This is a genomic window from Nocardiopsis sp. NPDC058789, assembly GCF_042745575.1.
GTDB classification, from domain to species: domain Bacteria; phylum Actinomycetota; class Actinomycetes; order Streptosporangiales; family Streptosporangiaceae; genus Nocardiopsis; species Nocardiopsis eucommiae.
This window is the reverse complement of the sequence record NZ_JBHYOW010000005.1, coordinates 274,277-297,066: the sequence shown is the minus strand read 5'-3', so window position 1 is coordinate 297,066 and position 22,790 is coordinate 274,277. Positions and strand designations below refer to the sequence as shown.

Genomic DNA, 22,790 nt, shown 5'->3' with positions numbered 1-22,790 from the left:
CGTCCTCCCAGGCAGAGGAGGAGCGGGGGCGCGTCCTGGCCGGTGGCACGGGTACCACCGGGGGTTGGCGGACGGTCGGTGGGATTCATGAGAAGCGGGCCGAGTTCTGTGGTTTATGTGAAATTGCGGCCCGGCTTCTCCACCCCTTTCGAGGACTCCGTTGCCGGTTCGGCAAGGCAACTCGCTTCACCGCGTCCGGCTGAGCAGAGTTGGGTACGGAGGTGGTCGACACATGGCCGACGAGTACGGTTCCCTGTCCGAGGAGATGGACGAGGAGTTCTGGAACGAGCGCTACCGCTCCAGCGAACGGATCTGGAGCGGGCGGCCCAACCGGCACCTGGTCACCGAGATCGAGGGGGCCAGGCCCGGGAGGGCGCTGGACGTCGGGGCCGGTGAGGGCGCGGACGCCCTGTGGCTGGCGGCCCGTGGCTGGCGGGTGACCGCGGTCGACATCTCGTCGGTGGCGCTGGACCGCGCGGCGGCACACGCCGCGGAGGCGGGCGCGGGAGTGGCGGAGCGGATCACCTGGCTGCGCGCGGACGTGACCCGCTGGGCCCCGCCGTCCCCCCAGTACGAGCTGGTCACGGTCCAGTACATGCACCTCTACCCGAACCCCCGGGCGCTGTTGTTCGCGGACCTGGCGGCCGCGGTGGCGCCCGGCGGGGAGCTCCTGGTGGTGGCCCACCACCCCAGTGACCTGGAGACGGGGGTGCCGCGTCCGCCGTACCCGGAGCTGTTCTACGAGGGTGACGCGGTGACCGCAGCGCTCACCGAGGGGGAGTGGGACGTGCTCGTCAACGAGGCGCGTCCCTCGGAACAGGCCATCGACGGGACCATCTACGTCGTCCACGACCTCGTGGTGCGGGCGCGCCGCCGGGCCTAGATCGTGTCTCCTGGATCGTCCCGCGCCCGCGACACCAGGCCGCCTCTCACCGCGCCGATGAGGATCGGACAGCGGAACCCGGCCGCGCCGTGCGAGGCCGCGGAGCCCGTGAAGCGGCGCACAGTAGGGGAGACGGCCGCTCGCCTGGGTGGCGGCTCCGTCTCTTCCGTCGAGAGCGTCCACGACGCCGCTCCCCAGGGCCGCTCGGAGCTCGTCCGCCCGGGGCGGACCGGTGCCGGTCCGGGCTGGCCGGGGGCGGGAGGGGGACCGGCCGCCCCCGGGGAGCCGATGTCGGGGGCGGCCGGTCGGCCTGGTGCGTGCCCGGGAGTGCCCGCCGGGCCACGGGCCACGGCGGGCGGGGCCGGGACGCGCTCGGGACACGACCGGGAAGCGGCCCGAGCCGGGCCGGTCAGTCGCGGAGCTTGGCGACGACGTCGATCTCGACCAGGATGTTGGCCAGGTCCGATCCCACGGTGGTGCGGACCGGGTAGGGGGCGGTGAAGTGCTCTTCGTAGACCGCGTTGAACTCCGGGAAGTCCGCCTTGAGGTTCTCCAGGTGGACCGTGGACTTCACGACGTCGTCCAGCGTCAGCCCGTGCTCCGCGAGCACGGCGGCGACGTTGGCGAGCACCTGCGCGGTCTGCTCGCCCACGGTCGGCGCCACCCGGCCGGTCGCGGGGTCCTGCGGGCCGAACCCGGCCGTGTACAGGAAACCGCCCGCCACGACGCCCTGGCTGTAGGCACCGGCGGGAACGGGGGCCTTGTCGGTCTGGACCGCCTTCTTGGACATGCGTCTCCTTCGGTCGGGTCTCGCGTGCTCCCGTGCGCGCCCGGGATCGTGCGGTCACGCGGGCGGCCCGCGAACACATTTATTGGCAACAAAGTTACCAATTCTCTTTCCTGAAGCGTATCTTGGGCCACACCGACCCTCCGACGGCGGAACCGCCGAACGGGTGTCGGGGACCCCGAACGGAGGAACAGTGCAGCCCGAGACCGTACTCGCCGGAGGTCGGGTGATCGACGGCTCCGGCGGGCCCTCCCGCCTCGCGGACCTGGTCCTGAGCGACGGCCGCGTCACCCACATCGTCCCACCCGGGAGCGCCAGGACCACCGGTGAGGTCGTCGACGTGTCCGGCCTCGCCGTCTCTCCGGGGTTCGTGGACATGCACGCCCACTCCGACCTCGCCCTGCTCGCGGACCCCGCCCACGAGGCCAAGGTCCTCCAGGGCGTCACCCTGGAGGTGCTCGGCCAGGACGGGCTCGGCTACGCGCCCGTCACCGACGCCACCGTCGATCCCATCCGCGAGCGGATCGCCGCCTGGAACGGGACGCCCGACCTCGACCACTCCTGGCGCGGGGTCGGTGAGTACCTCGACCTGATCGACCGCGGGTCCCCGACCAACGCCGCCTACCTGGTCCCGCAGGGCAACGTCCGCATGGCGGTCGTGGGCGACGACGACCGGCCCGCCACCGAGGCCGAGATCGACCGCATGCGCGCGATGGTGGCCCGGGGCATGGCCCAGGGGGCGCACGGGCTCTCCGCCGGACTCACCTACACCCCCGGCATGTACGCCAGCGACGACGAGATCGTCGCCCTCCTCGAACCCGTCCGCGCGGCGGGCGGCTACTACTGCCCCCACCACCGCAACTACGGGTCGCGCGTGGTGGAGTCCTACCAGGAGTGCCTGGAGGTGGCCCGCCGCGCCCACGTGCCCCTCCACCTCGCTCACTGCCACGTGAACTTTCCGCAGAACCGGGGCCGCGCCCCCGAGGTGCTCGACGCCATCGACGAGGCCACCGTCCGCTACGGCCTGGACGTCACCCTCGACACCTACCCCTACCGGGCCAGCGCCACCTACCTCGCGGCGCCGCTGCCCTCCTGGGCACAGGAGGGCGGGACCGCCGCCACGCTCGCCCGCCTGCGCGACCCCGCCACCCGGAACCGGATCCTGCGTGAGGTGGAGGAGGTGGGCACGGACGGCAACCACGGCGTCCCCATGGACTGGACCGCCCTCGTGGTCACCGGGACCGCCGACCCCGCGCTGTCCTGGGCGGTGGGTTCCTCCGTCTCGGACCTCGCCCGGGACCGCGACGAGGCTCCGGGGAAGGTCTTCGTCGACCTGCTGATCGCGGACGAGCTGCGCAGCGGGTGCCTGCTCCAGGTCGGGAACGAGGAGAACATCCGCACGATCATGCGCCACGGCGCGCACACGGCGGGCAGCGACGGCATCCTCGTCGGGGAACGGCCCCACCCGCGCGGCTGGGGCACCTTCCCCCGCTACCTCGGCCACTACGTGCGGGAACTGGGCCTGCTCAGCCTGGAGGAGTGCGTCCGCCACCTCACCTCACGTCCCGCCCAGCGGCTCGGCCTCACCGACCGGGGGTTCATCCAGGTCGGCGCCCTGGCGGACCTCGCCGTGTTCGACCCCGACACCGTGAACTCACCCGCCACCTACGAGGAACCCCGGCAGACCCCCGTGGGCATCGAGCACGTCCTGATCGCCGGAGAGTTCACCGTCCGGGACGGGCGCCGCACCGACCGCCTCCCCGGCCGATCCGTTCGGAGGAACGCCCGATGACCCGGATCGACGCGGTCTGCGTGGGGGAGACCATGGCGGTGCTCACCTCACCCGAGGCCCTGGCCGAGGACGCCCGCCTGACGGTGGGCACCGGCGGCGCCGAGTCCAACGTGGCGATGGCGCTGGCCCGGCTCGGCCACCGCGCCGCCTGGGTGAGCCGGGTGGGCGCGGACCCCTTCGGGCGGATGGTCACCGACGCCGTCGCCCGCTGCGGGGTGGACGTGCGCGGAGTCGAGGTGGACCCGGACCTGCCCACCGGCCTCTACGTGAAGGACACCGCTCCCGGCGGCGCGGGGGTCCTCTACTACCGGAGGGGTTCGGCCGCGTCGATGATGTCCGTGGTGGACGGGGAGAAGGTGTGGTCCCGGGGGCCCCGGCTGGTGCACCTGTCCGGGATCACCCCCGCGCTGTCCTCACGCGCCGCCGCGCTGGTCCGGGACCTCCTCGACCGGCGGTCCGGCAACGGCGCGCTGCGCTGCTTCGACGTCAACCACCGGCCCGCCCTCTGGGACGCCCGGGAGGCCGGGCCGGTGCTGCTGGACCTGGCCCGCCGCGCCGACGTGGTGTTCGTCGGCCGTGACGAGGCTGAACGCCTGTGGGGCACCCCGGCCGTGGAGGACGTCCGGGCGGTCCTCCCGGAGGTGCCGACCCTGGTGGTCAAGGACGCCGAACACGGGGCGACGAGCTTCGACGGGGCGGACACGGTGTTCGTGCCCGCCCCGTCCGTGGAGGTGGTGGAGGAGGTCGGCGCCGGTGACGCCTTCGCCGCCGGTTACCTGTCGGGCCTGCTCGACGGACTCCCCCCGGAGCGTCGGCTGAGCCTGGGACACGTCACGGCGGGGGAGGTGCTGCGCTCCCGCGGCGACACCCTCGAACGGGTCCCGGACGAGGTCGCCCGCATCCGCGCGTCGGACGGCTAGCCGATCACGATGGCCCCGGCCAGGACCGGGGTGCCGAAGCGGACGGAGCCCTGACCGGAGGCCAGGGTGCGGCTGCCCTGGCAGCTGGTGCCCGCGAAGAGTGCGAACCGGGACTCGCCCTCGATCTCGACCACCCCGCCCTGGCCGGTCTCCAGGACACGGCAGCCGCCGTTCTCCACGTTCTGCTCGTGGCCGGACTCGAAGGTGACCCGCACCGGGGCGGTCTCCTCCTTGCTGGCCATCCCGGAGATGGCTCCGGCGATGGTCGCGGACATGGTGGCGAGGTTGGCAGGGCGGATCGGCACGGGATTCCCCTTTTCACCGGGCTCGCGCGAGCCCTTGAGGCACAGGTACTGGAGACGCGGACGGGCACCGAAGGGCGCTGCCGAGTGCGGAGATGGTTACTCTGTGTCATTTAGCTACAGGATCACGCGAAAGGTGGGGAGCCACGGCGGAGTGTCGGCGGATTTCTCCACAGGGTGAACGGGCCCCTGTCGACCTGGTGGAGGGCTGGATAGGATGGGGGCAACGGACGGGAAGGGAGGGCGCGCGTGCAGTACCTGCTGCCGTTCTTCGAGTTCCTCGCCCTCGGCTTCCTCCCGGTCGACCTCCCGCTCCCCGGTGGGGAGAGCGGTGCCCTGACCCTGCTGGTAGTGGCGGTCGGCGCGGCCCTGACCTGGCTGGCCCTGCGCGGCACGGCCCTGTGGCCGGTGGGCGACACCGCCACCGGGACGGCGCACGCGATGCGCCGCAGAGCCAGGAAGCTCCCCGTCCTCACCCTGTGCGACCCCGACGCGGCGGGCAGACCGCGTCCCCGAGCCCCCGGCGCGGCCCTTCCGGCCGCTCGCTGACCCACGCCCGGACGCGCCCCCGCGCGCGTACCGCCGTGGCTCGGCTCCGAGCGGCCTGACGTCTGAACTTCCCACCCAGACGAAGGGTCCCGACCTTGTACACCTTCGGGCCGATCGCGGCCGTCATCAGCATGCTCTCGGCGGTCCTCGCCGCCCTCACCACCACACTCACCCCGCTCGCCGGGGCCACGGCCGCCGGACTGGCGATCGTCGGCCTGACCGTCGCCGTGCGCCTCCTGCTCCTGCCGCTGGGGGTGGCCCAGGTACGCGCGGAGAAGCAGCGCGCCCGGATCGCGCCCCGGCTCGCGGAGATCACCAAGCGCCACGGGAAGAACCCCGAGCGGATGCTCGCGGAACAGCGCAAGGTCTACACCGAGGCGGGTACCTCGCCGTTGGCGGGCTGCCTGCCCGGCCTCGTGCAGATCCCTTTGGTCGTGGCCCTGTACGGGCTGTTCATCGGAGCCGGACCAGGGGAGGAGCCGCTGCTCGCGCACACCTTCGGCGGGATCGAACTCGGCTCCACCCTGGTCACCAGTCTCGAGGGGGTCCTCGTCCCCCCGGTCTTCGCCGCACTGCTGGTGCTCCTGGCCCTGGTGGCCTGGGCCAACCGCCGCTACGTGGTGTTGCCGATGATGCGGGACAACCCCGGGCAGCCCCCGATGTTGGCGGCACTGTCGTACATGCAGTTCACGACCGTGGTCATCGCGGCGTTCGTGCCCCTGGCCGCCGGGATCTACCTGTTCGCCTCCACGGCCTGGGCGCTCGCGGAGAAGGTGGTGCTGCGCAGGGTGCTGCCGGACTGATCCCCGCCCCGGGGCCGCCCCGGCCGTCAGAACTCGACGGTCACGCAGGCGAGGCGGTCCCCGGCGGTGCCCGCGTGCCCCTCGTGGGTGGAGGTGTGCTCGTCGTGCAGCACCAGGGAGTGCGCCTCGCCCTCGCGGAACTCCCAGTCCACCGTCGAGGTGACGAAGGCGTTGCCGCTTCCGTCGGTGGTCATGTCCAGCCAGACCTCGTTCTCGTGGTTGGCGTAGTCGGGGTCGGTGGAGGGCTCGTCCTCGGTCGCCGCCGGGTCCACCTCGTTCTGGTAGTGCGGACCGGCGTCGGCGGGTTCGTCACCGCACGGGCGGGTGTGCACGTGGGCGCCGAAGTCCCGGTCCGCCTCCAGGCCGGTCCCGGTGAACTGCACGAACGTGGAACCGTCCTGGACGCGGACCTGGACGTCCGCGGTGGCCCCCTCGGGGACCGCGGTCTCGTCGTAGGTGATCGCCCCGGCGCTCTCGCCCGGCGGGAGGAAGATCGAGGCGGTCACGCTCGGGGAGGTGGTCGGCTGGGCGGCGGGGTTGTCCGTGGCGGCCGCTCCGTCACTGGTGGAGGGGGCGCCCTGGGCGCACCCGGTGACGAGAAGGGCGGTCAGGACCAGACCGACGGAGGGTGGCGTGGTGCGCATGTCGGGACTCCCCGGTGATCAGTGCTGTGGCTGTCCGCAACGTTACCCAAAGTGCATGTCAGATAACGCCGAGTGCGGCAACTGTGGTGTGCTCGGAGGGTCGGCGCCGCCCCCGTGAGGGCGCGACCGCGCGCCCGACGCCCCTGTGGGGCTCCCGGCGCGCTCCTGGGGCCCCTCCGGTGAGGGGACCGTACCAGCAGTGCGGGCGGGGAAGGTCGGCCCCTTCGGGGATGGCAGACTGGTGCGTCCCACCACGAACCCTTCTGAACAGGCGACATGAGAACGATCAAGCGCGGCGGCGAACACGAGATCGAGATCAGGAAGTCCCGGTTCATCTGCGCCATGGCCAGGGTGGACGACGAGGACGCCGCCCGCGCGTTCATCGCCGAACGCCGTAAGCAGCACTGGAGCGCGAACCACAACTGCACCGCCTACGTCCTGGGTGACGACGGTGGGGTCCAGCGGTCCAGCGACGACGGCGAGCCGGGCGGCACCGCCGGGGTGCCCATGCTGGAGGTGCTCCGCCATCGGCGGATCACCGACACCGTCGCGGTGGTCACCCGGTACTTCGGCGGCACCAAGCTGGGCGCTGGCGGGCTCATCCGGGCCTACGGCAACGCGGTGTCCGCCGCCGTCGAGGAGTTCGGTCTGCTGGAGCGGCGCCAGCTCCTGGTGGTGGACGTGTTCGCCGACTACGTCCTCGGCGGGCGGCTGGAGAGCGACCTGCGCGACTCCTCGACCACCGTCCGGGAGGTCGCCTACGAGGACCGGGTCCGGATCCAGGTGGCACTGCCGGAGGCCGACCTGCCCGGCTTCGAGGTCCGCCTCGCGGAGCTGACCGGAGGCCGGGCCGAGTTCGAGGTGAGGGGTGTCACCACCATCGAGGTGGAGCCCGAACCCGGCTCCTGAGCCCGGGAGCGGCGCGCTCACAGGCCCGTAACGAGTGGTCGGCACCGTGTATCCACCTGGCCGCTCCCCGGCTTAGGATTTGCCGTAAACGTCATCGTTTCGTGGGGAGATACCGTCAATGCGCAGCTCACGGGTGCTTCAGGCGCTGACCTGTGGCCTTGCGGCGCTGCTGGTCGCGGGTTGCACCGGTGATCCGGAGCCGCCCGCCCCCGCACCGGAGGAGGAGCCCCCTCCGATCCCCACGGAGTTCGAGGGAGAGCTGCCCCCCGGCATCGAGGGCGAGGTCCTGCGCCCCCTGCACGGTGAGGACGCGGGCTCCCACGACATCCTCGACGACCCCCTGGGCGTGCGGATCAGCCCGGTCGGCGCTGCCTTCCTGATCAGCTCCGGCGGTGAGGACCGGCACCTGCTCCAGGACGCCGCCACCGGCGACACCCTCTGGGAGGGCGAGGCGCGCTTCCGGGGGTTCGACACCGACTCCGGGGGCGAGACCGTCCTGCTCATGACCGACACGGACGACACCCCCTTCGTCCTGGACGCCGAAGGGCAGCGGCTCTGGGAACCGGCGGAGGAGGGCGACCTCTACCTGGACGGCGTCGCGGTGCGCCGCCCGGCCGAGTGGAGCTCGGAGGAGCCCCACGGCGACTTCTCGGTGCTGGACGCCGAGGGCGCGGAACTGTGGTCCTACACCTTCGAGCCCGAACCGGAGGACACCGAACCCGAGGACGCCGAGACGGACGAGGACGACGACGAGACCGCTCCGGAGGACACCGAGGCCAGCGCGGACGACCCGGAACGCCTGGGCGTCCCGGTGGCCGCCTGGGACGACACCGTCCTGCTGGACTCCGGGGACTCCGTCCTGCGCGCCCACTCGCTCGATCCCGAGGACGCGGGCGAACTCCTGTGGTCGGTGGCGGCCAGCGACGAGGAGCTGGGACTGCCCGCCACCGCACCCGTCCCCCTCCCCCAGATCCTCGGGGTGTTCCCCGCCCCGGAGCCCGAGGACGGCGCGGAGGACGAGGGCGCGGAGAACGAGGACGAGGACGAGGAGGACCGGGCGGACGAGGACGTCCCGGCGACGATACTGCTGCGCTGGGCCCAGCCCGAGGCGCCCTCGGTGCTCTCCGCCCACGACACCGTGGACGGCGAGCCGCTGTGGACCCTGGAGGAGGCGGGCACCAACCCGGTCTCGCAGCACTTCGACGAAGCGGGCGTCCCCGGGCTCCTGTACGACTCCGCCACCGGAACCCTCCTGTTGTCGCAGGCCAGCGGTGAGGCCACCATGGTCGCGGTCGACCTGGTCCGCGGCGAGGTCCGCTGGGGCCTGGAGGAGGACGACGGTTCGATCTCGCCGGCCTTCGCCCACGGCGGCCTGGTCTACGGGGACTCACGCTCCAACGAGGACGGCGACCTCCAGCTGGTGCTGGACGCGCAGACCATGGACGTGGTCGGGGACGAGCTCTCCGCCTACGTGGAGGCGATCACCGACACCGGCCACGCCATCCTCGTCCAGGACCGGCAGCGCTTCGTCGTCGGCCCGGAACCAGAGGACCCCGAGGCGGACGAGGACGCGGAGGGGTCCGAACCTCCAGAGGACCCGGAGGACGCCGAGTCACCCGCCCCGTCCGACGAGGCCAGCTGATCCGGTGGACGACCGCACACCCGACGCCCGCCCCGGGTACGAGCGGAGCGTCGTCACCAACCCGGTGCTGCGGATCGCGGGCATGGTGGTCGGCCCCGCGATCGCGGTGGTCGGCACCGGCGTCCTCGTCGTGGACGAGGGGCCGTTCTGGTGGCCCCTCCTCGCGGTGCTGTTCCTCGCGGCCGTCATCGGCGGGGCGCTCGTGTACGTCTCCAGCGTCCGCATGAGGGTCGCGAGCGGAGTGCTGGAGATCCACGCGGGCCGTCGCGGCGTCGGGCTCCGGACCGACGAGATCGCCTACGTCGGCTGGGCCCGCCTCGAGGGCCGCCACGTGTGGCGCCCGAGCCGGTTCAACCTGACCAACGCCCGCGCGGGGGACGGCGTCGAGATCGTCTGCCGGGACGGCCGGTACGTCACCGCCCGCACCGACACCCCCGACGCACTCGTCCGGGCGCTGCTCGCCGAGGGCATGGACCCGGGGGCGACACGCGTCCCCTTCCCCTTCGAGGCCGTCCGCTACGGCCGCGTCCGGGAGGTCCGGCGCGAGGAGCGCACCACGGATCCGGGCTGACGGGGCCCGTTCACTGGCGGCGTTCGGGCATTCGCAGGACCACCCGGAGACCGAGCGCCCCGGTGTCGAGGGTGCCGTCCTCGTGGGCCTCCCACTGCCAGCGCGCGTGCACCGACTCCCCGGTCCCCACCACGAGGGTGTTCGGAGGGATGTTGGCGAGCACGTGTTCGTCCGACGTCCCCAGCGGACGCGGCACGACCACCACGAGCGGGTGCTCGGGGCTGTGCTCCAGGCCCTGGACGGGATCCGGGACGGTCAGGTCCGGCAGCGCGGCGGGGACCACGGTGTGCAGCGGCTGACCCGACTTCAGGACCCGCATCGTCAGGCCCTTGGCGTGGAGCGCGTCCGCGACCACGCGCACCGCGTCGGCGGCGACCGTGCGATCGCCGCCCACCGCCAGCAGGCCGCGGACCCGGGTGAGGTCGACGTGGACCAGTGCGTCCCCGTCCTCCAGGGTGCCCAGGCACGCCAGGACCCCGTTGACCACGGGGCGGACCATCGTGTGGGTGGACGCGGCGAAGTTGAGCGGGCCCGAGGACCCCGCACCGCGCGCGTAGCGCCAGGTCGTGGTGTCCACGACCCGCCACGAGGTGGCGGGAGGGGTCGCCCCGGCGGGGACGATCGCGGTCGTCTCCCCGGGCGTGGTCAGGATCGCCACGGGCCGGGCGGGGATCTCGGCGGGCGCTCCGAGGAGGTCCGCGTGGGCGCCTCCCGCGCGGTGGACCGCGTCGGGATCGGCCGTGACGCGCTCGGTCGCGGCCCGGCGCCGACGCGTCGCGGCGGCGATCCGAGCCGAGCGGGGCTTGCGGGGCCTGCGCCAGGGGAGCGCGGCGATCTTCCGGAACGGCCAGGCGACGGCCCGGCCGATCGGCTGCCAGAACAGCGTCAGCAGGGTCAGCAGGATGAGTCCCGCCGCACCGGCCGCGAGGAGGCGCGGGTCGATCTTGGGCTTGTCGTCCTGCGGGGTGACGTCGGTGACCTCACCCTCCTGCGCCGACGGTTCCTCCTCGGGCGGCGGGGAGTAGGCGGGAGGCGCCGGGTGCGGACTCGGCGGGGCCACGCCCTGGGCGTTGGCCTGGTCCACCGCGACCACGCACAGGGGGTCGCGGCCCTCGTAGACGCCGTCGCCGCCGGAGTCGAAGGGGACCACCAGTCGCCAGTCCGTCTGGACCGCGCGGTCCTCGCCCAGGGCCTGGCCGTCCGACTGGGTGCGGCCCACGTTGAGTTCGTGGATCTCGTCGGCGCGTTCCGGGTCGTCCAGGATGAGGTCGGCGATCGCCTCCAGCCCGGGGGAGCCCTCCGGCACCACGTAGTAGTAGACCTGCGGGCACATGTCGTAGGTGCCCGTGGTGTCCGCTCCGGCCGGGGCCGCGCCCAGCGCGGACAGGAGGACCGCGACCAGGGAGGTACCGACGACGAGGGTGGAGGCGGTGCGGACCGTCCGCGTCGCCGCCGACCGTGCTTCGAGGGGTCGTGCCGCCGCTGTCAGGTTCACTCGCTCTCTCCCGTTGCCGTCATCACTGGTGGTTCGCCCGGAGGAGATGATGCGGAAAGTCTCCTCCCGGTTCGCGGGAACTCGGAGGGCTTCCGGTGCATCTGTTAACTCATGGGGGTGGGAGTCTATGATGTCGGACTCGCGCGGTGCCCAACGCCCCCGAGCCCTGTGAACACCCGGATGTTCTTGCCCCTGCCCGTGCGGTGAACACGACGGTGCCCTGTCGGACCTGGAAAGCGAGTACCTCGGGACGTGGCCAAACAACCTCGTGAGTACCTCCAGTGGGACCTGCTCGACCGCCCCGAGGACCCCGTTCCGTGGCGAACGAGTGATGTCAGCTCCCTGAGCAAGTTCTACGAGAAGCTGTCGGACGCGGCCGAACAGGCCGCGGCCGACATGCGGCGCCTCGAAGGCGACTCACTGGGCGAGGGCGACACCGTCTCGGCTCTCAAGGAGCTCGTCAACGAGCTGCCCAAACACCTCGACAAGGCCCAGGAGGCCTACGAGAAGGGTTACAAGGCCCTCGACAAGTGGGAGATCTCCCTCGGAACGGCCCGCCAGGACAGCGCGGCCATCGTTCGCCAGGCAGCCGCGGCCTACAACGCGCTGGAGGACACGGACGCCTGGAAGAAGAAGGTCGACGGTGAGGACCCCGAGCGGGACGCGTTCATCACCAGGCTCACGAGTGTCCTCAACGACATGGACGAGGCCGCCCGGGAGTGCGCCGACGCCCTGGAAGAGGCCAAACAGGGCAGTCCGCGCAAGCTGTGGGGCTGGCTGGACAAGATCGTCACGTGGGTCGAGGACAACCCGCTGCTGTACGCGGTGGCCATGGTCGTCGCGGGTCTGGCGGCCATCTTCATTCCCGGACTCGGTATCGCCCTGGCCCTGACCGTCCTCGCGATCAGCGCCGCATCGCTGCACAAGGAGGGCAAGCTCGGCTTCAACCGGGAGTCGCTGTTCACCCTGGGCATGGACGCGATCTCCCTGATTCCCGGCGGTGCCCTGCTGCGCGGTGGACGCGCGGTCAGCAGGGTGGCCGGTGCGACGGCCACCCGCGTTCCCGGTCGTGTGGCGGGTGGCGTGAGCCGGGCCGCCTCCTCGGTCCGCAGCGGCGCCAGCCGTGCGGTTCCCGCCACGGTGAAACGGGCGGCCAACACCACGGGCGGGAAGATCGCGACGAGTATCACCAAGGACAGCGCGGCCAGCATGGCCTCGTCGGTCACGGTGCAGGTCGCGGGTGAGGGCAAGAGCCTCAGCGACATCAACTGGACCAATGAGGCCCTGACCGCTGTCGGGACCAGCGCCGCCGGTTCCACCGTCGGGGTGCTCGCGGACAACGGCTCGCTGCCCAACTTCCTCGGTGGCGGTTCCGGGAGCGGGGGCTCCGACGGCGGGGGGCCCGACCCGGCGACAGGGGCCGGTGGGGCGGACCCGGCCGGAACCCAGGGCTCCGGCGGAGGGGGCGACACCGGCGAGAGCGGCCCCGCCACCGGCGAGGGCCGTACCGGAGAGGCGTCGCCGGAGGCGGACGTCGTATCCGCTCCCGGTGCCGTGGGCGGTGGTGGCGGCGAGGGTGCCCAGAACCCGGCGGCGGTCCACAACAGCGGCCCGAATGGGGACGGTGGTCCCGCTCCGGGTGGGGTATCGGAGTCCCGCGCCCCGGAGGTGAACGGTGGCCTGGGGGAGAGCGGTCCGAACGGGGACGGTGGTCCCGCTCCGGGTGGGGTATCGGAGTCCCGCGCCCCGGAGGTGAACGGTGGCCTGGGGGAGAGCGGTCCGGCTCCCCTGAGCAACGCGGGCGGGGGCGACGGTGCTTCGGTCCTGTCGGGGAACGAGGACGTGGGCGCCGCCTCGACCCGCTCCCATGATCCGGAAACAGCGCCCGGTCCCGTGGGGCCGGAAGCCGGTTCCACGAACGCCTCCGCGGTCCCGGACGGTCCGGACGGAAGGCCGTCCAACACGGGCGACGCGAGCGAGACCCCCGCCGACAGCGACGGACCGGCTCCGCGTGACTCCGGAGAGAGCCAGGCCGGGCGAGGCCCCAGCAGCGAACCCAGGGAGGAGTTCGCTCCGGTGCCCCCGTCCCGTGGCGGCGCGAACACGCCCCAGCCGCCCGCCTCCCCTCGGGCCCGGATCGAGGAGCCGGGCGAAGTGAACCTGGCGCCCGGGAACCGCGACGGTCAACCCGGCACCTCCACTCCGGCAGGGGCGCGCCCCGACGAAGGCGCCCCGAGGACCCCGGGGTCGCACGAGTCGCACCCCGCGCCGCGCGACGGCGACCAGCACGCGAACACGGCGGAGCAGCGGACCCCGGAACGGGCGCCCGGCGAGGCCGAGCCCCGCCAGCGCGGTGAGGACACTCCGGCCCCCGACGCCCCACGTGGTGACGGTTCCGGTGCCTCCCCGCAGGGCGGCCCGGTCGTCACCCACACCCGTACCAACGGCCAGGGCGAGTTCACCACGACGCGCGGAGCCGACGGGGAGCAGAACACCGCCTACCGCTACCCGGCCACCCGCGAGGGCGGCTCGGACTTCACCATGAACGTGACCCGTGACGGTGTCGACGTCAACGGCACCAGCGTGCGGAGCACCGGGCGCGGGTTCGACATGTCCTCGGCGGACGGCTCGTCGGTCCGTGCCCAACGGGACGGCACGATCCGCGTGGGCGACCTGGAGGTGACCGGCCCCGGCGGCAGGGGGCGTGCCTCCTACCGGGACGGTGAGCTGACGGTCTCCACGAGCGACGGGGACGTCTCCGTCTCCCGGGACCCGAACGGCAGCGAGGTCCGCACCGGGGACGGCCTCACCGTCCGCCGGGACGCGGACGGTCTGCGGGTCAGCCACACCGGCGACGGCCCCGCTGACCTGCGAACCAACGGCAGCGGACCCGACGTCACCCGGGGCGCCGCCGACAGCACGGGACGTCCTCCGCGTTCCCACGCGACGGATCCGACCACGGGCAGAAGCGCCGAGGTCGGGGTCGACGGCTACCGGGTCGACGTCCCCGGCGGCGGCTCGCACGGCTTCGACCGCGCCGACGGGACGGTCCGCGTCACGTCGGGTGGAGCCCGCGCCGAGGTCCGGCCCGACTCGGCACACCTGTCCCACGCGGACCGGGCCGTGGACTTCGCGCTACGCCAGGACGGCACCGGCAGCGTCAGGGGCGGCCCCTCCAGCGCCGAGATCCGCGCGGACGGCGGCATCGACCTCCGGTCGTCCACGTTCGGGGAGGGGAACGACGCCACCCTCCGGCAGGTGGACGACGGCCAGGGCGGCACCCGCCCCGTGTTCAGGTCCGGGAACGTCACCGCGGAGCCCGGGCAGGTCAGCTTCGACCACGGCTCCCGGGTCCAGATCGTGGACCACCAGGGAACGAGTGCGATTCGGGTGGTCGACGGCGGCCGACAGCGGACCTACGACATGGACGGAAGGCCCGTCCAAGGCGAGACGTACCCGAGTCTGCCCCTGAACCCGGCCACCGGCACACCCTCCCTGGTGATCGGCTCCCCGGACGGCCGCACGCTCACCAGCGTGACGATCGAACCGGGACGCGGCGGCGACGGCCCTGGAGCGGCCCCCGCGTTGCGCGTCGAGAACCCCTACGGCTGGTCGGCGCGTGCCTCCCAGGACGGAGACGTGAGCGTGGCGGCACCCGGGGGAAGGGAGAACTCCCTGGAGGTGACGCGTCGAGGTGACGGCTCCGTGGCGGTGAACACCAGGGACGGGAGCCACCGGGCCGACAACGGCGGCGGACGGCTCAGCGTCTCCGGGCCCGAGGGGCTCAGGGGCGACACCGACGGCGACCGGGTGCGGGTGACCGACGGAGAGGCCACCACGACCGCGCGCACGGACGAGGGCAGCGCCGTCCCGGGCGAGAGGGTGGCCGAGACCAGGAGCGACAGCGAACAACGACCCCCGTTCGGGGAGAGCACCACGCACGAGTCCTCCGTCTCCACGAGCGAGGGGACGAGCGTCCGGGCCGGGGGCGACGGGGTCCACACGACGATGCGCCCGGGCCGGGAACCCGGCACCGTGAGCTCCGGCGACCGGACCGTGGAGGTCGGCTCCGACGGCCTGACGGCGCGGGGCACCGGTCGCGACTCCGACGCGTGGGAGGTGTCGACCGGCCCCGAGGGAACGCGCGGCAGCAACGGTGAACAGAGCATCGAGGTGACGGCCAGGCCCGGTGGGCCCGGTGTGCAGAATCCGATCCACACGGGGAACGGCCGGTGGCCCCGGCTGCGTGACCCGTTGGTCTCGCCCGACCAGATCCGGTTCGAGTCCGGCGGGAACGTCTCGGGCACCCGGTCGGCCTCCGGCCGCGCCGAGGTCACCGACGTCTCCAGCGGAACCACGGTCAGGGACGCCCGGGGCGGGGTGCGTGTCGACTCCGGCGGCGGCCCCGAGCTGCGCGTCACCGAGGGACACGTCCGCGTCACGGCACCGGACGGGGTACAGCACCGGGTGGACATCCCGGGTTCCGGGCCCGACGGCGGCCCGGCCCGCCCTGACCGGGACGGCGCGCGCACCGCTCCGAGGACGGACGACGGTAACGGCGCCCCCCAGCGGGACGGCGACGACACCGCCTCCGGCGGAGGGGACAGGCGTGACTCCCAGGGGCCGGAACGTCCGGGCTCCGATCCGGTCACCACGCTCCGGGACACCCGGAGGGCGGCCCTCGAAGCGATCCCCTTGGAGCTGCTGAAGAACATCCTCAACGTGGCCACCGGGACGGGCTTCGACTTCGCCCGCCACTTCGCGGCCGAGGCGACGGGCTGGGACTGGATCTCGGACGGCATCGCCTTCGGACCCGACGGCATGCCCAACCCCAGCTACGTCGTGCAGTCCTTCATGCAGCTCGGCACGGCGATCCCCAAGGCGGCGGCCGAGGGCAGGTACGGGGGCGCCGACGGCCTCCCCAATCTCCCGCTGGAGCTGAGCCACCAGGCCATGCGCAACAACCTCCGCGACGCGTACCTGGAAGAGCGCGAGGAGGACTTCCTGGACGGCCAGGAGCTCGAGAAGCAGCGCGCGGTGCTCGACGGTCTGCTCTCCGACGCGGCCAGGGCCGAAATCGAGCGATCCCGGGAGGGCCTGCCGCCCGACGAGGCGCGGTGGCTGGACAGCTTCGTCGCCGCCGCCGAGCGGGAACTGGTGGCGGTCGAGGCCAGACTCGCGGAGCTGTACGACATGGACCTCGACCACATCAGGGGCCTGAGGAAGGACGTCGAGGAGTGAGCCGGACCAGGCCCCCCGGGACCAGCGGCAACGAGAGGAGCACCTGATGGCCACCATCGTCAGTATCGACACGGACGCCCTGATCGACATGCGGGGCTCGCTCAACAGGATCCAGAGCGCCTTCGCCGAAGCCGAGGGCGAATCCTACCGGAGCCCCGAGGACCGGGCCGAGGACATCGGTCCGGGCAACCTGGTCGACAAGGCCAAGGACTACGGCAAGGACTGCAAGAAGAACTACGAGCGGCAGGCCGAGGACCTCGGAGCCCTTCTCCAGGCGCTCACCCCCGTGATCGAGACCTTCCAGGAGGCGGACGAGGAGATGGGCAAGAGCCTGACCGACCAGGAGCAGGGCGGACCGCCGCCGCCTCCCGGGCACCCCAACCAGGCCGCCGTCTAGCCCCACCGCCCGCACGGGCCGCGACCGCACCGGGCCCCACCCGGCCGCACGAGGAGAACCACCGCCATGCCCTACCTGTTCGAGGAGGACCTCCCGCAACGGGACATCCTGTTCGACTACGCGCTTCCGGAAGGCTGGAAGCAGTACGACCTGTCCGGCGACTCGCTCGCGGAGATGCGCGCCAAGGTGCTGGAGGCGTACGGGAACCGGCCGGAGGAGGCGGAGGCGCTCAACGAGCTCATCGCCGACATGGCCAGGGTGACCGACGAGGCGACCGGGTCCGGGCTGATCTCGGCCGCCGGGACCTTCGAGGAGTACGACGACGGGTTCTTCATGGCGACCGTCTGCGTCTTCGCCTTCCCGGCGGGCCGGGGCGAGCACACCATCGACCCCCTGCGCCTGGTCGACTACGTCTACCAGGACTCGGCCACGGCGCGTGAGGGCACCTGGCTGAAGAAGACCGTCGTGGACCTGACCGAGTCCGGGCTGGGCCAGTGCGGTCGCATCGAGGGCGTCACGGACCACGACACCGACGAGGCGATCCTGCGCACGGTGGCCATGCACACGGCACTGGAGTACCCCGGCCTGGACAAGCGGATCCTGGTCAGCTGCACCAGCCCCAACTCCCGCGAGGTCGACGAGGTCCTGGACCTCTTCGACGCGATCACCGCGTCGGCGCGCTTCTGGGAGCGCGACGTCCCCGTCGACGAGGGGGACTGACCCCCGAACGGCGTGGGCCGACGGCATCCGGTGGCATCAGGGGTGAACCATCACCCCTGAGCAGGTATCAGCCACAATGAGCACAGAAGGGCTCCCGGCCCCTCGGCCGGGCTCGGCCGCCCCGGGAGCACACACACGAGGAGAGACACATGCCCGCGTACAACGTCGACAGTGACAAGACCGAGGAGACCTCCGGCTCCCTCACCCAGGAGTTCAACGAGTTCACCGAGCGCCTCCAGTCGATCAAGAACAAGGTCGACGCGCTGATCTCGGACGGCTACAGCACCCCTGCTGCGGAGAAGCACTTCCGTCCGTTCTTCGAGGACTTCAACAGCGGCTTCGAGGACGTCAACAAGGGCCTCGACGGCATCGCCAAGTACCTCAAGCAGGTCGGCACCACCTTCAGCGAGACCGACGAGAAGCTGGGCGAGGGCCTCAAGGGCTGACGGCCCCGAGCCACAGCCGAACCCCGCGCTCCTCGCGGGCACCCGCCCCGAACAGAGCAGCCCCGCCCCGACCGCCCGCGCCGGGCCCCTCTCCACCCCCCGGCTCCCGCGCGGGCCCGGGGCGGACGCGCGGCCCCCACCGACCGCCGCGTCGACCAACGCGACCCGCCCCCGAGGGCAGAGACCCGGAAGCAGTCCTCACCGTGCGCCTTCTCTTCACCGCGACTCCCGCCACCGGTCCGTCCGTGGACGGGCCCAACGGCTCCGGCCCCGTCGCCTCCTCGCCCCTGCGTCTGGACATGCTCGTCGACGCCGACCCCAGCGCCACCGTGCGCCAGCTCACCGAGGTCGTGGACCCGGTGGTCCGCACGGTGCCGCGCGTCAACGGCCAGGAGGTGCCCCTCTACGTCGGTGACCGGCGGGTCGATCCGTCCGTGTCCCTGGCGGACGCCGGGATCCTGGACGGGTCGGTCATCGGTGTGGGCGGTCCCGCCGAGGTCAAGGCGGAACCCCCGGGCGTGGTGGAGGTCCGGGTGGTCTCCGGCCCCGACGCGGGACGCGTCGTCCGGCTCGACCCGGGCGACTACGTGGTCGGTGACCACGAGAGCGCGGTGCTCGTCGTGGACGCCGACGGCCACTGGGCGCGGATCCGCGTGTCCCCCGACGGCACCGTCACCCTCCGGGCGACCAGCACCGGACAGGGCGCGTACCTGGAGCGCGACGAGGTCGCCCCGGACACCGACTGGCCCCAGGGGGAGCAGCTCACCCTGGGCGGCACCCTCTTCGAGGCCTGGCCCAACCACCGGCCTGACGCCTCCGTAGTCACCTCCGAGGACGGCACCGGACTGGACTACAACCGTCCGCCCCGGTTGCACCCCGCGCCCACCAAGACCAAGTTCAAGTTGCCCACCCCGCCCGAGCCGCCGGACAAGCCGATCGCCCAGCTGCTCATGATGATCCTCATGCCGATCACCATGGCGGTCGGTGGCGCGCTCATCATGAACCGCCCGCAGATGCTCCTCATCGGCCTGCTGGCGCCGATCTCGGTGCTGTTCATGCAGCTCATGCAGCGCAGGACCACCAAGGCCCGCTACGAGAAGCAGCTGCGCGAGTTCGAGGAGAAGACGGAGCGGGTCACCAGGGACGCCCGCGACGCCCTCGTCGCCGCGCAGCGCCGTCTGCGCGACACCTGCCCCGACCCCGCCGCCGTCCTGCTGCTGTCCACCGGGCCCCGCTCCCGGCTGTGGGAGCGCCGCAAGATCGACGAGGACTTCACCCAGCTGCGCGTGGGCACCGGCAGCATCCCCTCAGAGGTGGTCCTCATGGACCCCACCAAGGACGACCACCGCAAGGAGGTCACCTGGGACATGCGGGACGTGCCGGTGAGCGTGTCGGTCAAGGACAACGGCGTCGTGGGTGTGGCCGGGACCGGCGAGGGCGCCCACGCCCTGGAGCGCTGGCTGGTCGCCCAGCTCGTCGCCCTGCACAGCCCCGCCGAGCTCCAGCTGTACCTGCTGTCCATGGAGGGGGACCACACCCGCTGGCGGTGGACCCGCTACGTGCCGCACCTGCGCGGGGACCTGCCCCAGCTCTCGCTGAACCGGATCGGGATCGACGCCACGACCTGCGCCCGCCGCGTCTCCGAACTGCTGATGATCCTGGAGGCCCGTGCCCAGGCCGCGCGCGGGGCCGTGGACGACGAGCCCGCGATCGTGGTCGTCCTCGACGGAGCCCGCCGGATCCGCTCGCTCCCCGGGGTCGTGCAGCTGCTGCGTGAGGGCCCCGACGTGGGCATCTACGTCGTGTGCCTGGACGCCGAGGAGCGGCTGCTGCCCGAGGAGTGCCGGGCGGTCGTCAGCATCACCCCGCACGGCATGCGCCTGCGCCGGACCTCCTTCGACAACGTCGAGGACGTACGCGCCGACGTCCCCTCCGCGGCCTGGGCGGACCGTCTCGGCCGGGCCCTGGCGCCCCTGCGCGACAGCAGCGTGGGGGAGTCCGGCGGTTCCCTGCCGCGCAGCGCGCGCCTGCTCGACGTGATCGGGCTGGAGCCGCCGAACGGTGAAGCGATCGCGGCCCACTGGGCGAGCGGCGGCCGCAGCACGGTCGCCACCCTCGGGGTCGGCCTGGACGGCGCCTTCGCCGTCGACATCCGCAGGGACGGCCCCCACGCGCTCATCGCGGGCACCACGGGTTCCGGCAAGTCCGAACTCCTCCAGACGCTGGTGGCGTCGCTCGCGGCGGTGAACCGCCCCGAGTCCATGTCGTTCGTGCTGGTCGACTACAAGGGCGGCAGCGCGTTCAAGGACTGCGTGGACCTGCCGCACACCGTCGGCATGGTCACCGACCTGGACACCCACCTGGTGGGCCGGGCCCTGGTCTCGCTCGGCGCCGAGCTGCACCGCCGCGAGCACATCCTGGCGAAGGCCGGGGCGAAGGACATCGAGGACTACCTCGAACTCCTGGACCGCGACCCGCGCATGCCCCAGATGCCGCGGCTGATGCTGGTCATCGACGAGTTCGCGTCCATGGCACGTGAGCTGCCGGACTTCGTCAAGGGCCTGGTCAACATCGCCCAGCGCGGTCGCTCCCTCGGCATCCACCTGGTGCTGGCCACGCAGCGGCCCGGCGGCGTGGTCACCAACGACATCCGCGCCAACACCAACCTGCGGATCGCGCTGCGGATGACCGACGAGACCGAGAGCCGCGACGTCATCGACGCCGCCGAGTCGGCCCACATCGGGATCGACACCCCCGGACGCGCCTACGCCCGGCTCGGGCACGCGTCGCTGCTGCCGTTCCAGTCGGGCCGGGTGGGCGGTCGCCGCATCGTGGCCGTCGAGAACGCCTCCGCCCCCGTCGCCCACCCGGTGAAGTGGTCGGACCTGGCGCTGCCCGCCCCGATCGCCGCCAAGGAGAGCAAGCAGAGCGGCGACGTGGAGGCCACCGACCTCACGGCACTGGTCGCCGCCGTGCGCGAGGCCACGGAACAGGTCGGCGCCCGGCGGCAGCCGAGCCCCTGGCTGGAGGCGCTGCCCACGTCACTGACCCTGTCCACGCTGTTGCGGGGGCGGCCCCCGCAGCCGGAGCCCGGGACGGTGCGTCCGGTCCCGGTCGGGCTCATCGACGTCCCCGCCCAGCAACGTCAGATGCCGTACACGTTCGACCTGGCCAGAACCGGACACCTGCACGTCATGGGGTCGGGTCGGACCGGCCGGTCCCAGACGCTGCGCACGCTCGCCGCCTCGCTCGCCCTGGGCCACCACCCGGACGACGTCCACATGTACGGCCTGGACTGCGGCAACGGGGCCCTGCTGCCGATGGAGCGGCTGCCGCACTGCGGCGCGGTCGCCCAGCGCACCCAGGGCGACCGCGTCGTGCGACTGCTGGGGCTGCTCGGGGAGGAGCTGGACCGCAGGCAGAAGCTGCTCGCGGCGCACGGCTGCGCCGACCTGGAGGAGCTCAGGGCCAAGCTGCCCGCCCCGGAGCGGCCGGCCCACCTCGTGCTCTTCATCGACCGCCTGGACGCCTTCGAGCAGGCCTTCGGGGAGTACAACTACGGCGCGCTGGTCGAGGACGTCACCACCCTGATGCGGGACGGTGCGGGCGTGGGCGTGCACGTGGTGGCCACCGGCGACCGCCTGCTGACGCGCACGAAGTACTCCTCCACCACGGAGGACCTGCTGGTCCTGCGCTGCAACGACAGCGGAGACTACAGTTCGGCCGGGCTCCAGGCCCGGGCGCTGCCGGAGGAGGTCCCGGACGGCCGGGCCTTCCGCGCGGGTGACGCGCTGGAGGTCCAGATCGCGCTCCTGACCAGGAACCCGCAGGGCGCGGCCCAGGGAGCCGAGCTCGCGCGCATCGCGGAGTTCGTCTCCCAGCGCCCGCGGCCCGACGGCGGACCGAGGCCGTTCCGCGTCGACGTCCTGCCGGACCGGCTGAGCTTCGCGGACATGTCCCGCTACCGCACCCAGCCTCCCCGCCCGCTGCACGCCCTGATCGGTGTCGGCGGGAACGAGCTCACCGCCGTCACCGCCGACCTGTCGCGGATCCCGACCTTCCTCGTGAGCGGACCACCCCAGTCGGGGCGGTCCAGCATGCTCACGACCATGGCGGCGTCCCTGCTGGAGGGCGGGACGGAGCTGCTGCTGGTCACGCCGCGCGGATCACGCCTGGCCGACCTGCGGAACGAGCGCGGGGTGCGGGCCGTCATCGACGCCGCCGAACCGAGGCTCTCGCAGCTGCACGAGGCGCTCGGGCGGTTCGAGGCGGACACGGCGGTCGTGGTGATCGACGACGCCGAGCTGCTGCTCCAGAGCGACCTCGGCAAGGAGTTCACGCGGATCGCGCGCGGCATGGTGGGCGCGGGCTGGGGCATCGTCGCGGCGGGCACCAACGAGGCGCTCCAGGGCGGCTTCAACGGATGGCACGTCCACCTCAAGCGGAACCGGATCGGTGCGCTGCTGTCCCCGCAGAGCCAGGCCGACGGCGAGGTCCTGGGGCTGCGCCTGCCCAAGGGCGTGTCCAGTCCGAGGCTCACCCCGGGCACCGCCTACCTGCACCTGGGTGACGGCAGGGTCCAGCAGGTGAGGGTGCCCATGCCGTGACCACCGGAGCCGGGAGGGAGCACGGGTACCTTGTGCGCGAGGTTCAAGGCGCTAGGATCCACTTGCTCCCCTTCATCCCCCT

The 22,790-nt window shown here is 72.7% G+C and carries 17 protein-coding genes; 13 read left to right on the top strand and 4 right to left on the bottom strand.

The window, feature by feature from the left end:
- Positions 1-232 precede the first annotated feature (232 nt).
- Entirely contained in the window at positions 233-883 is a 651-nt protein-coding gene (locus ACFW3L_RS09215) for a class I SAM-dependent methyltransferase (protein WP_378738128.1), read from the top strand.
- Positions 884-1,292: 409 nt separating this feature from the next.
- Here the strand turns inward: ACFW3L_RS09215 and ACFW3L_RS09210 are convergent, their stop codons facing one another.
- A complete protein-coding gene (locus tag ACFW3L_RS09210) occupies positions 1,293-1,673 on the bottom strand; it encodes a RidA family protein (protein ID WP_378738126.1) in 381 nt (126 codons plus the stop codon).
- Between the two features lie 190 nt (positions 1,674-1,863).
- Between ACFW3L_RS09210 and ACFW3L_RS09205 the strand changes: the two genes are divergently transcribed.
- Both ACFW3L_RS09205 and ACFW3L_RS09200 read left to right on the top strand, forming a co-directional pair.
- Complete coding sequence (locus tag ACFW3L_RS09205) at positions 1,864-3,462, top strand: amidohydrolase family protein (protein ID WP_378738124.1); 1,599 nt, start codon at positions 1,864-1,866, stop codon at positions 3,460-3,462.
- Positions 3,459-4,382, top strand: a complete 924-nt coding sequence (locus ACFW3L_RS09200; RefSeq protein WP_378738122.1) for a sugar kinase — start codon at positions 3,459-3,461, stop codon at positions 4,380-4,382. The genes ACFW3L_RS09205 and ACFW3L_RS09200 overlap by 4 nt, the downstream gene beginning before the upstream one ends.
- Here ACFW3L_RS09200 and ACFW3L_RS09195 read toward each other — a convergent pair.
- Positions 4,379-4,687 (bottom strand): hypothetical protein, encoded by a 309-nt coding sequence (locus ACFW3L_RS09195; RefSeq protein ID WP_378738120.1) that lies wholly within the window; start codon positions 4,685-4,687, stop codon positions 4,379-4,381. The genes ACFW3L_RS09200 and ACFW3L_RS09195 overlap by 4 nt on opposite strands.
- Positions 4,688-4,933: 246 nt before the next feature.
- Here ACFW3L_RS09195 and ACFW3L_RS09190 point away from each other — a divergent pair, with 246 nt between their 5' ends.
- Both ACFW3L_RS09190 and ACFW3L_RS09185 read left to right on the top strand, forming a co-directional pair.
- Positions 4,934-5,233, top strand: coding sequence for a DUF6412 domain-containing protein (locus tag ACFW3L_RS09190; RefSeq protein ID WP_378738118.1), 300 nt, complete (start codon positions 4,934-4,936; stop codon positions 5,231-5,233).
- 95 nt (positions 5,234-5,328) lie between these two features.
- Complete coding sequence (locus ACFW3L_RS09185; protein WP_378738116.1) at positions 5,329-6,036, top strand: YidC/Oxa1 family membrane protein insertase; 708 nt, start codon at positions 5,329-5,331, stop codon at positions 6,034-6,036.
- 26 nt (positions 6,037-6,062) lie between these two features.
- Here ACFW3L_RS09185 and ACFW3L_RS09180 read toward each other — a convergent pair whose 3' ends face one another.
- Entirely contained in the window at positions 6,063-6,680 is a 618-nt protein-coding gene (locus ACFW3L_RS09180) for a superoxide dismutase family protein (protein WP_378738114.1), read from the bottom strand.
- Between the two features lie 276 nt (positions 6,681-6,956).
- Here ACFW3L_RS09180 and ACFW3L_RS09175 point away from each other — a divergent pair, with 276 nt between their 5' ends.
- From ACFW3L_RS09175 to ACFW3L_RS09165, 3 genes are all read left to right on the top strand, one after another.
- Positions 6,957-7,589, top strand: coding sequence for a YigZ family protein (locus tag ACFW3L_RS09175; RefSeq protein WP_378738112.1), 633 nt, complete (start codon positions 6,957-6,959; stop codon positions 7,587-7,589).
- A gap of 118 nt (positions 7,590-7,707) precedes the next feature.
- Positions 7,708-9,231 (top strand): hypothetical protein, encoded by a 1,524-nt coding sequence (locus ACFW3L_RS09170; protein ID WP_378738110.1) that lies wholly within the window; start codon positions 7,708-7,710, stop codon positions 9,229-9,231.
- Between the two features lie 4 nt (positions 9,232-9,235).
- Entirely contained in the window at positions 9,236-9,802 is a 567-nt protein-coding gene (locus ACFW3L_RS09165; RefSeq protein WP_378738108.1) for a hypothetical protein, read from the top strand.
- Positions 9,803-9,812: 10 nt separating this feature from the next.
- Here ACFW3L_RS09165 and ACFW3L_RS09160 read toward each other — a convergent pair whose 3' ends face one another.
- Positions 9,813-11,297: a hypothetical protein gene (locus ACFW3L_RS09160; RefSeq protein WP_378738106.1), complete on the bottom strand. Its 1,485-nt coding sequence runs from the start codon at positions 11,295-11,297 to the stop codon at positions 9,813-9,815.
- 252 nt (positions 11,298-11,549) lie between these two features.
- Here ACFW3L_RS09160 and ACFW3L_RS09155 point away from each other — a divergent pair, with 252 nt between their 5' ends.
- From ACFW3L_RS09155 to ACFW3L_RS09135, 5 genes are all read left to right on the top strand, one after another.
- Positions 11,550-16,538, top strand: coding sequence for a hypothetical protein (locus ACFW3L_RS09155; RefSeq protein ID WP_378738104.1), 4,989 nt, complete (start codon positions 11,550-11,552; stop codon positions 16,536-16,538).
- 46 nt (positions 16,539-16,584) lie between these two features.
- On the top strand, positions 16,585-16,935 hold the full coding sequence (locus ACFW3L_RS09150; protein WP_378738101.1) for a hypothetical protein: 351 nt from the start codon (positions 16,585-16,587) through the stop codon (positions 16,933-16,935).
- 66 nt (positions 16,936-17,001) lie between these two features.
- Positions 17,002-17,655 carry a hypothetical protein gene (locus tag ACFW3L_RS09145; RefSeq protein WP_378738099.1) on the top strand — a complete coding sequence of 218 codons (654 nt, stop codon included), beginning with the start codon at positions 17,002-17,004 and terminating at the stop codon, positions 17,653-17,655.
- A gap of 149 nt (positions 17,656-17,804) precedes the next feature.
- Positions 17,805-18,101, top strand: coding sequence for a WXG100 family type VII secretion target (locus tag ACFW3L_RS09140; RefSeq protein ID WP_378738097.1), 297 nt, complete (start codon positions 17,805-17,807; stop codon positions 18,099-18,101).
- Between the two features lie 203 nt (positions 18,102-18,304).
- Positions 18,305-22,708, top strand: coding sequence for an FtsK/SpoIIIE domain-containing protein (locus ACFW3L_RS09135; RefSeq protein WP_378738095.1), 4,404 nt, complete (start codon positions 18,305-18,307; stop codon positions 22,706-22,708).
- The last annotated feature ends 82 nt before the right edge of the window (positions 22,709-22,790 follow it).

Excerpts from the sequence above, each read along its gene's own strand:
- ACFW3L_RS09145 (WP_378738099.1), top strand. The coding sequence starts at position 17,002 with ATGCCCTACCTGTTCGAGGAGGACCTCCCGCAACGGGACATCCTGTTC.
- ACFW3L_RS09140 (WP_378738097.1), top strand. The coding sequence starts at position 17,805 with ATGCCCGCGTACAACGTCGACAGTGACAAGACCGAGGAGACCTCCGGC.
- ACFW3L_RS09200 (WP_378738122.1), top strand. The coding sequence starts at position 3,459 with ATGACCCGGATCGACGCGGTCTGCGTGGGGGAGACCATGGCGGTGCTC.
- ACFW3L_RS09180 (WP_378738114.1), bottom strand. The coding sequence starts at position 6,680 with ATGCGCACCACGCCACCCTCCGTCGGTCTGGTCCTGACCGCCCTTCTC.
- ACFW3L_RS09215 (WP_378738128.1), top strand. The coding sequence starts at position 233 with ATGGCCGACGAGTACGGTTCCCTGTCCGAGGAGATGGACGAGGAGTTC.
- ACFW3L_RS09210 (WP_378738126.1), bottom strand. The coding sequence starts at position 1,673 with ATGTCCAAGAAGGCGGTCCAGACCGACAAGGCCCCCGTTCCCGCCGGT.
- ACFW3L_RS09150 (WP_378738101.1), top strand. The coding sequence starts at position 16,585 with ATGGCCACCATCGTCAGTATCGACACGGACGCCCTGATCGACATGCGG.
- ACFW3L_RS09175 (WP_378738112.1), top strand. The coding sequence starts at position 6,957 with ATGAGAACGATCAAGCGCGGCGGCGAACACGAGATCGAGATCAGGAAG.
- ACFW3L_RS09170 (WP_378738110.1), top strand. The coding sequence starts at position 7,708 with ATGCGCAGCTCACGGGTGCTTCAGGCGCTGACCTGTGGCCTTGCGGCG.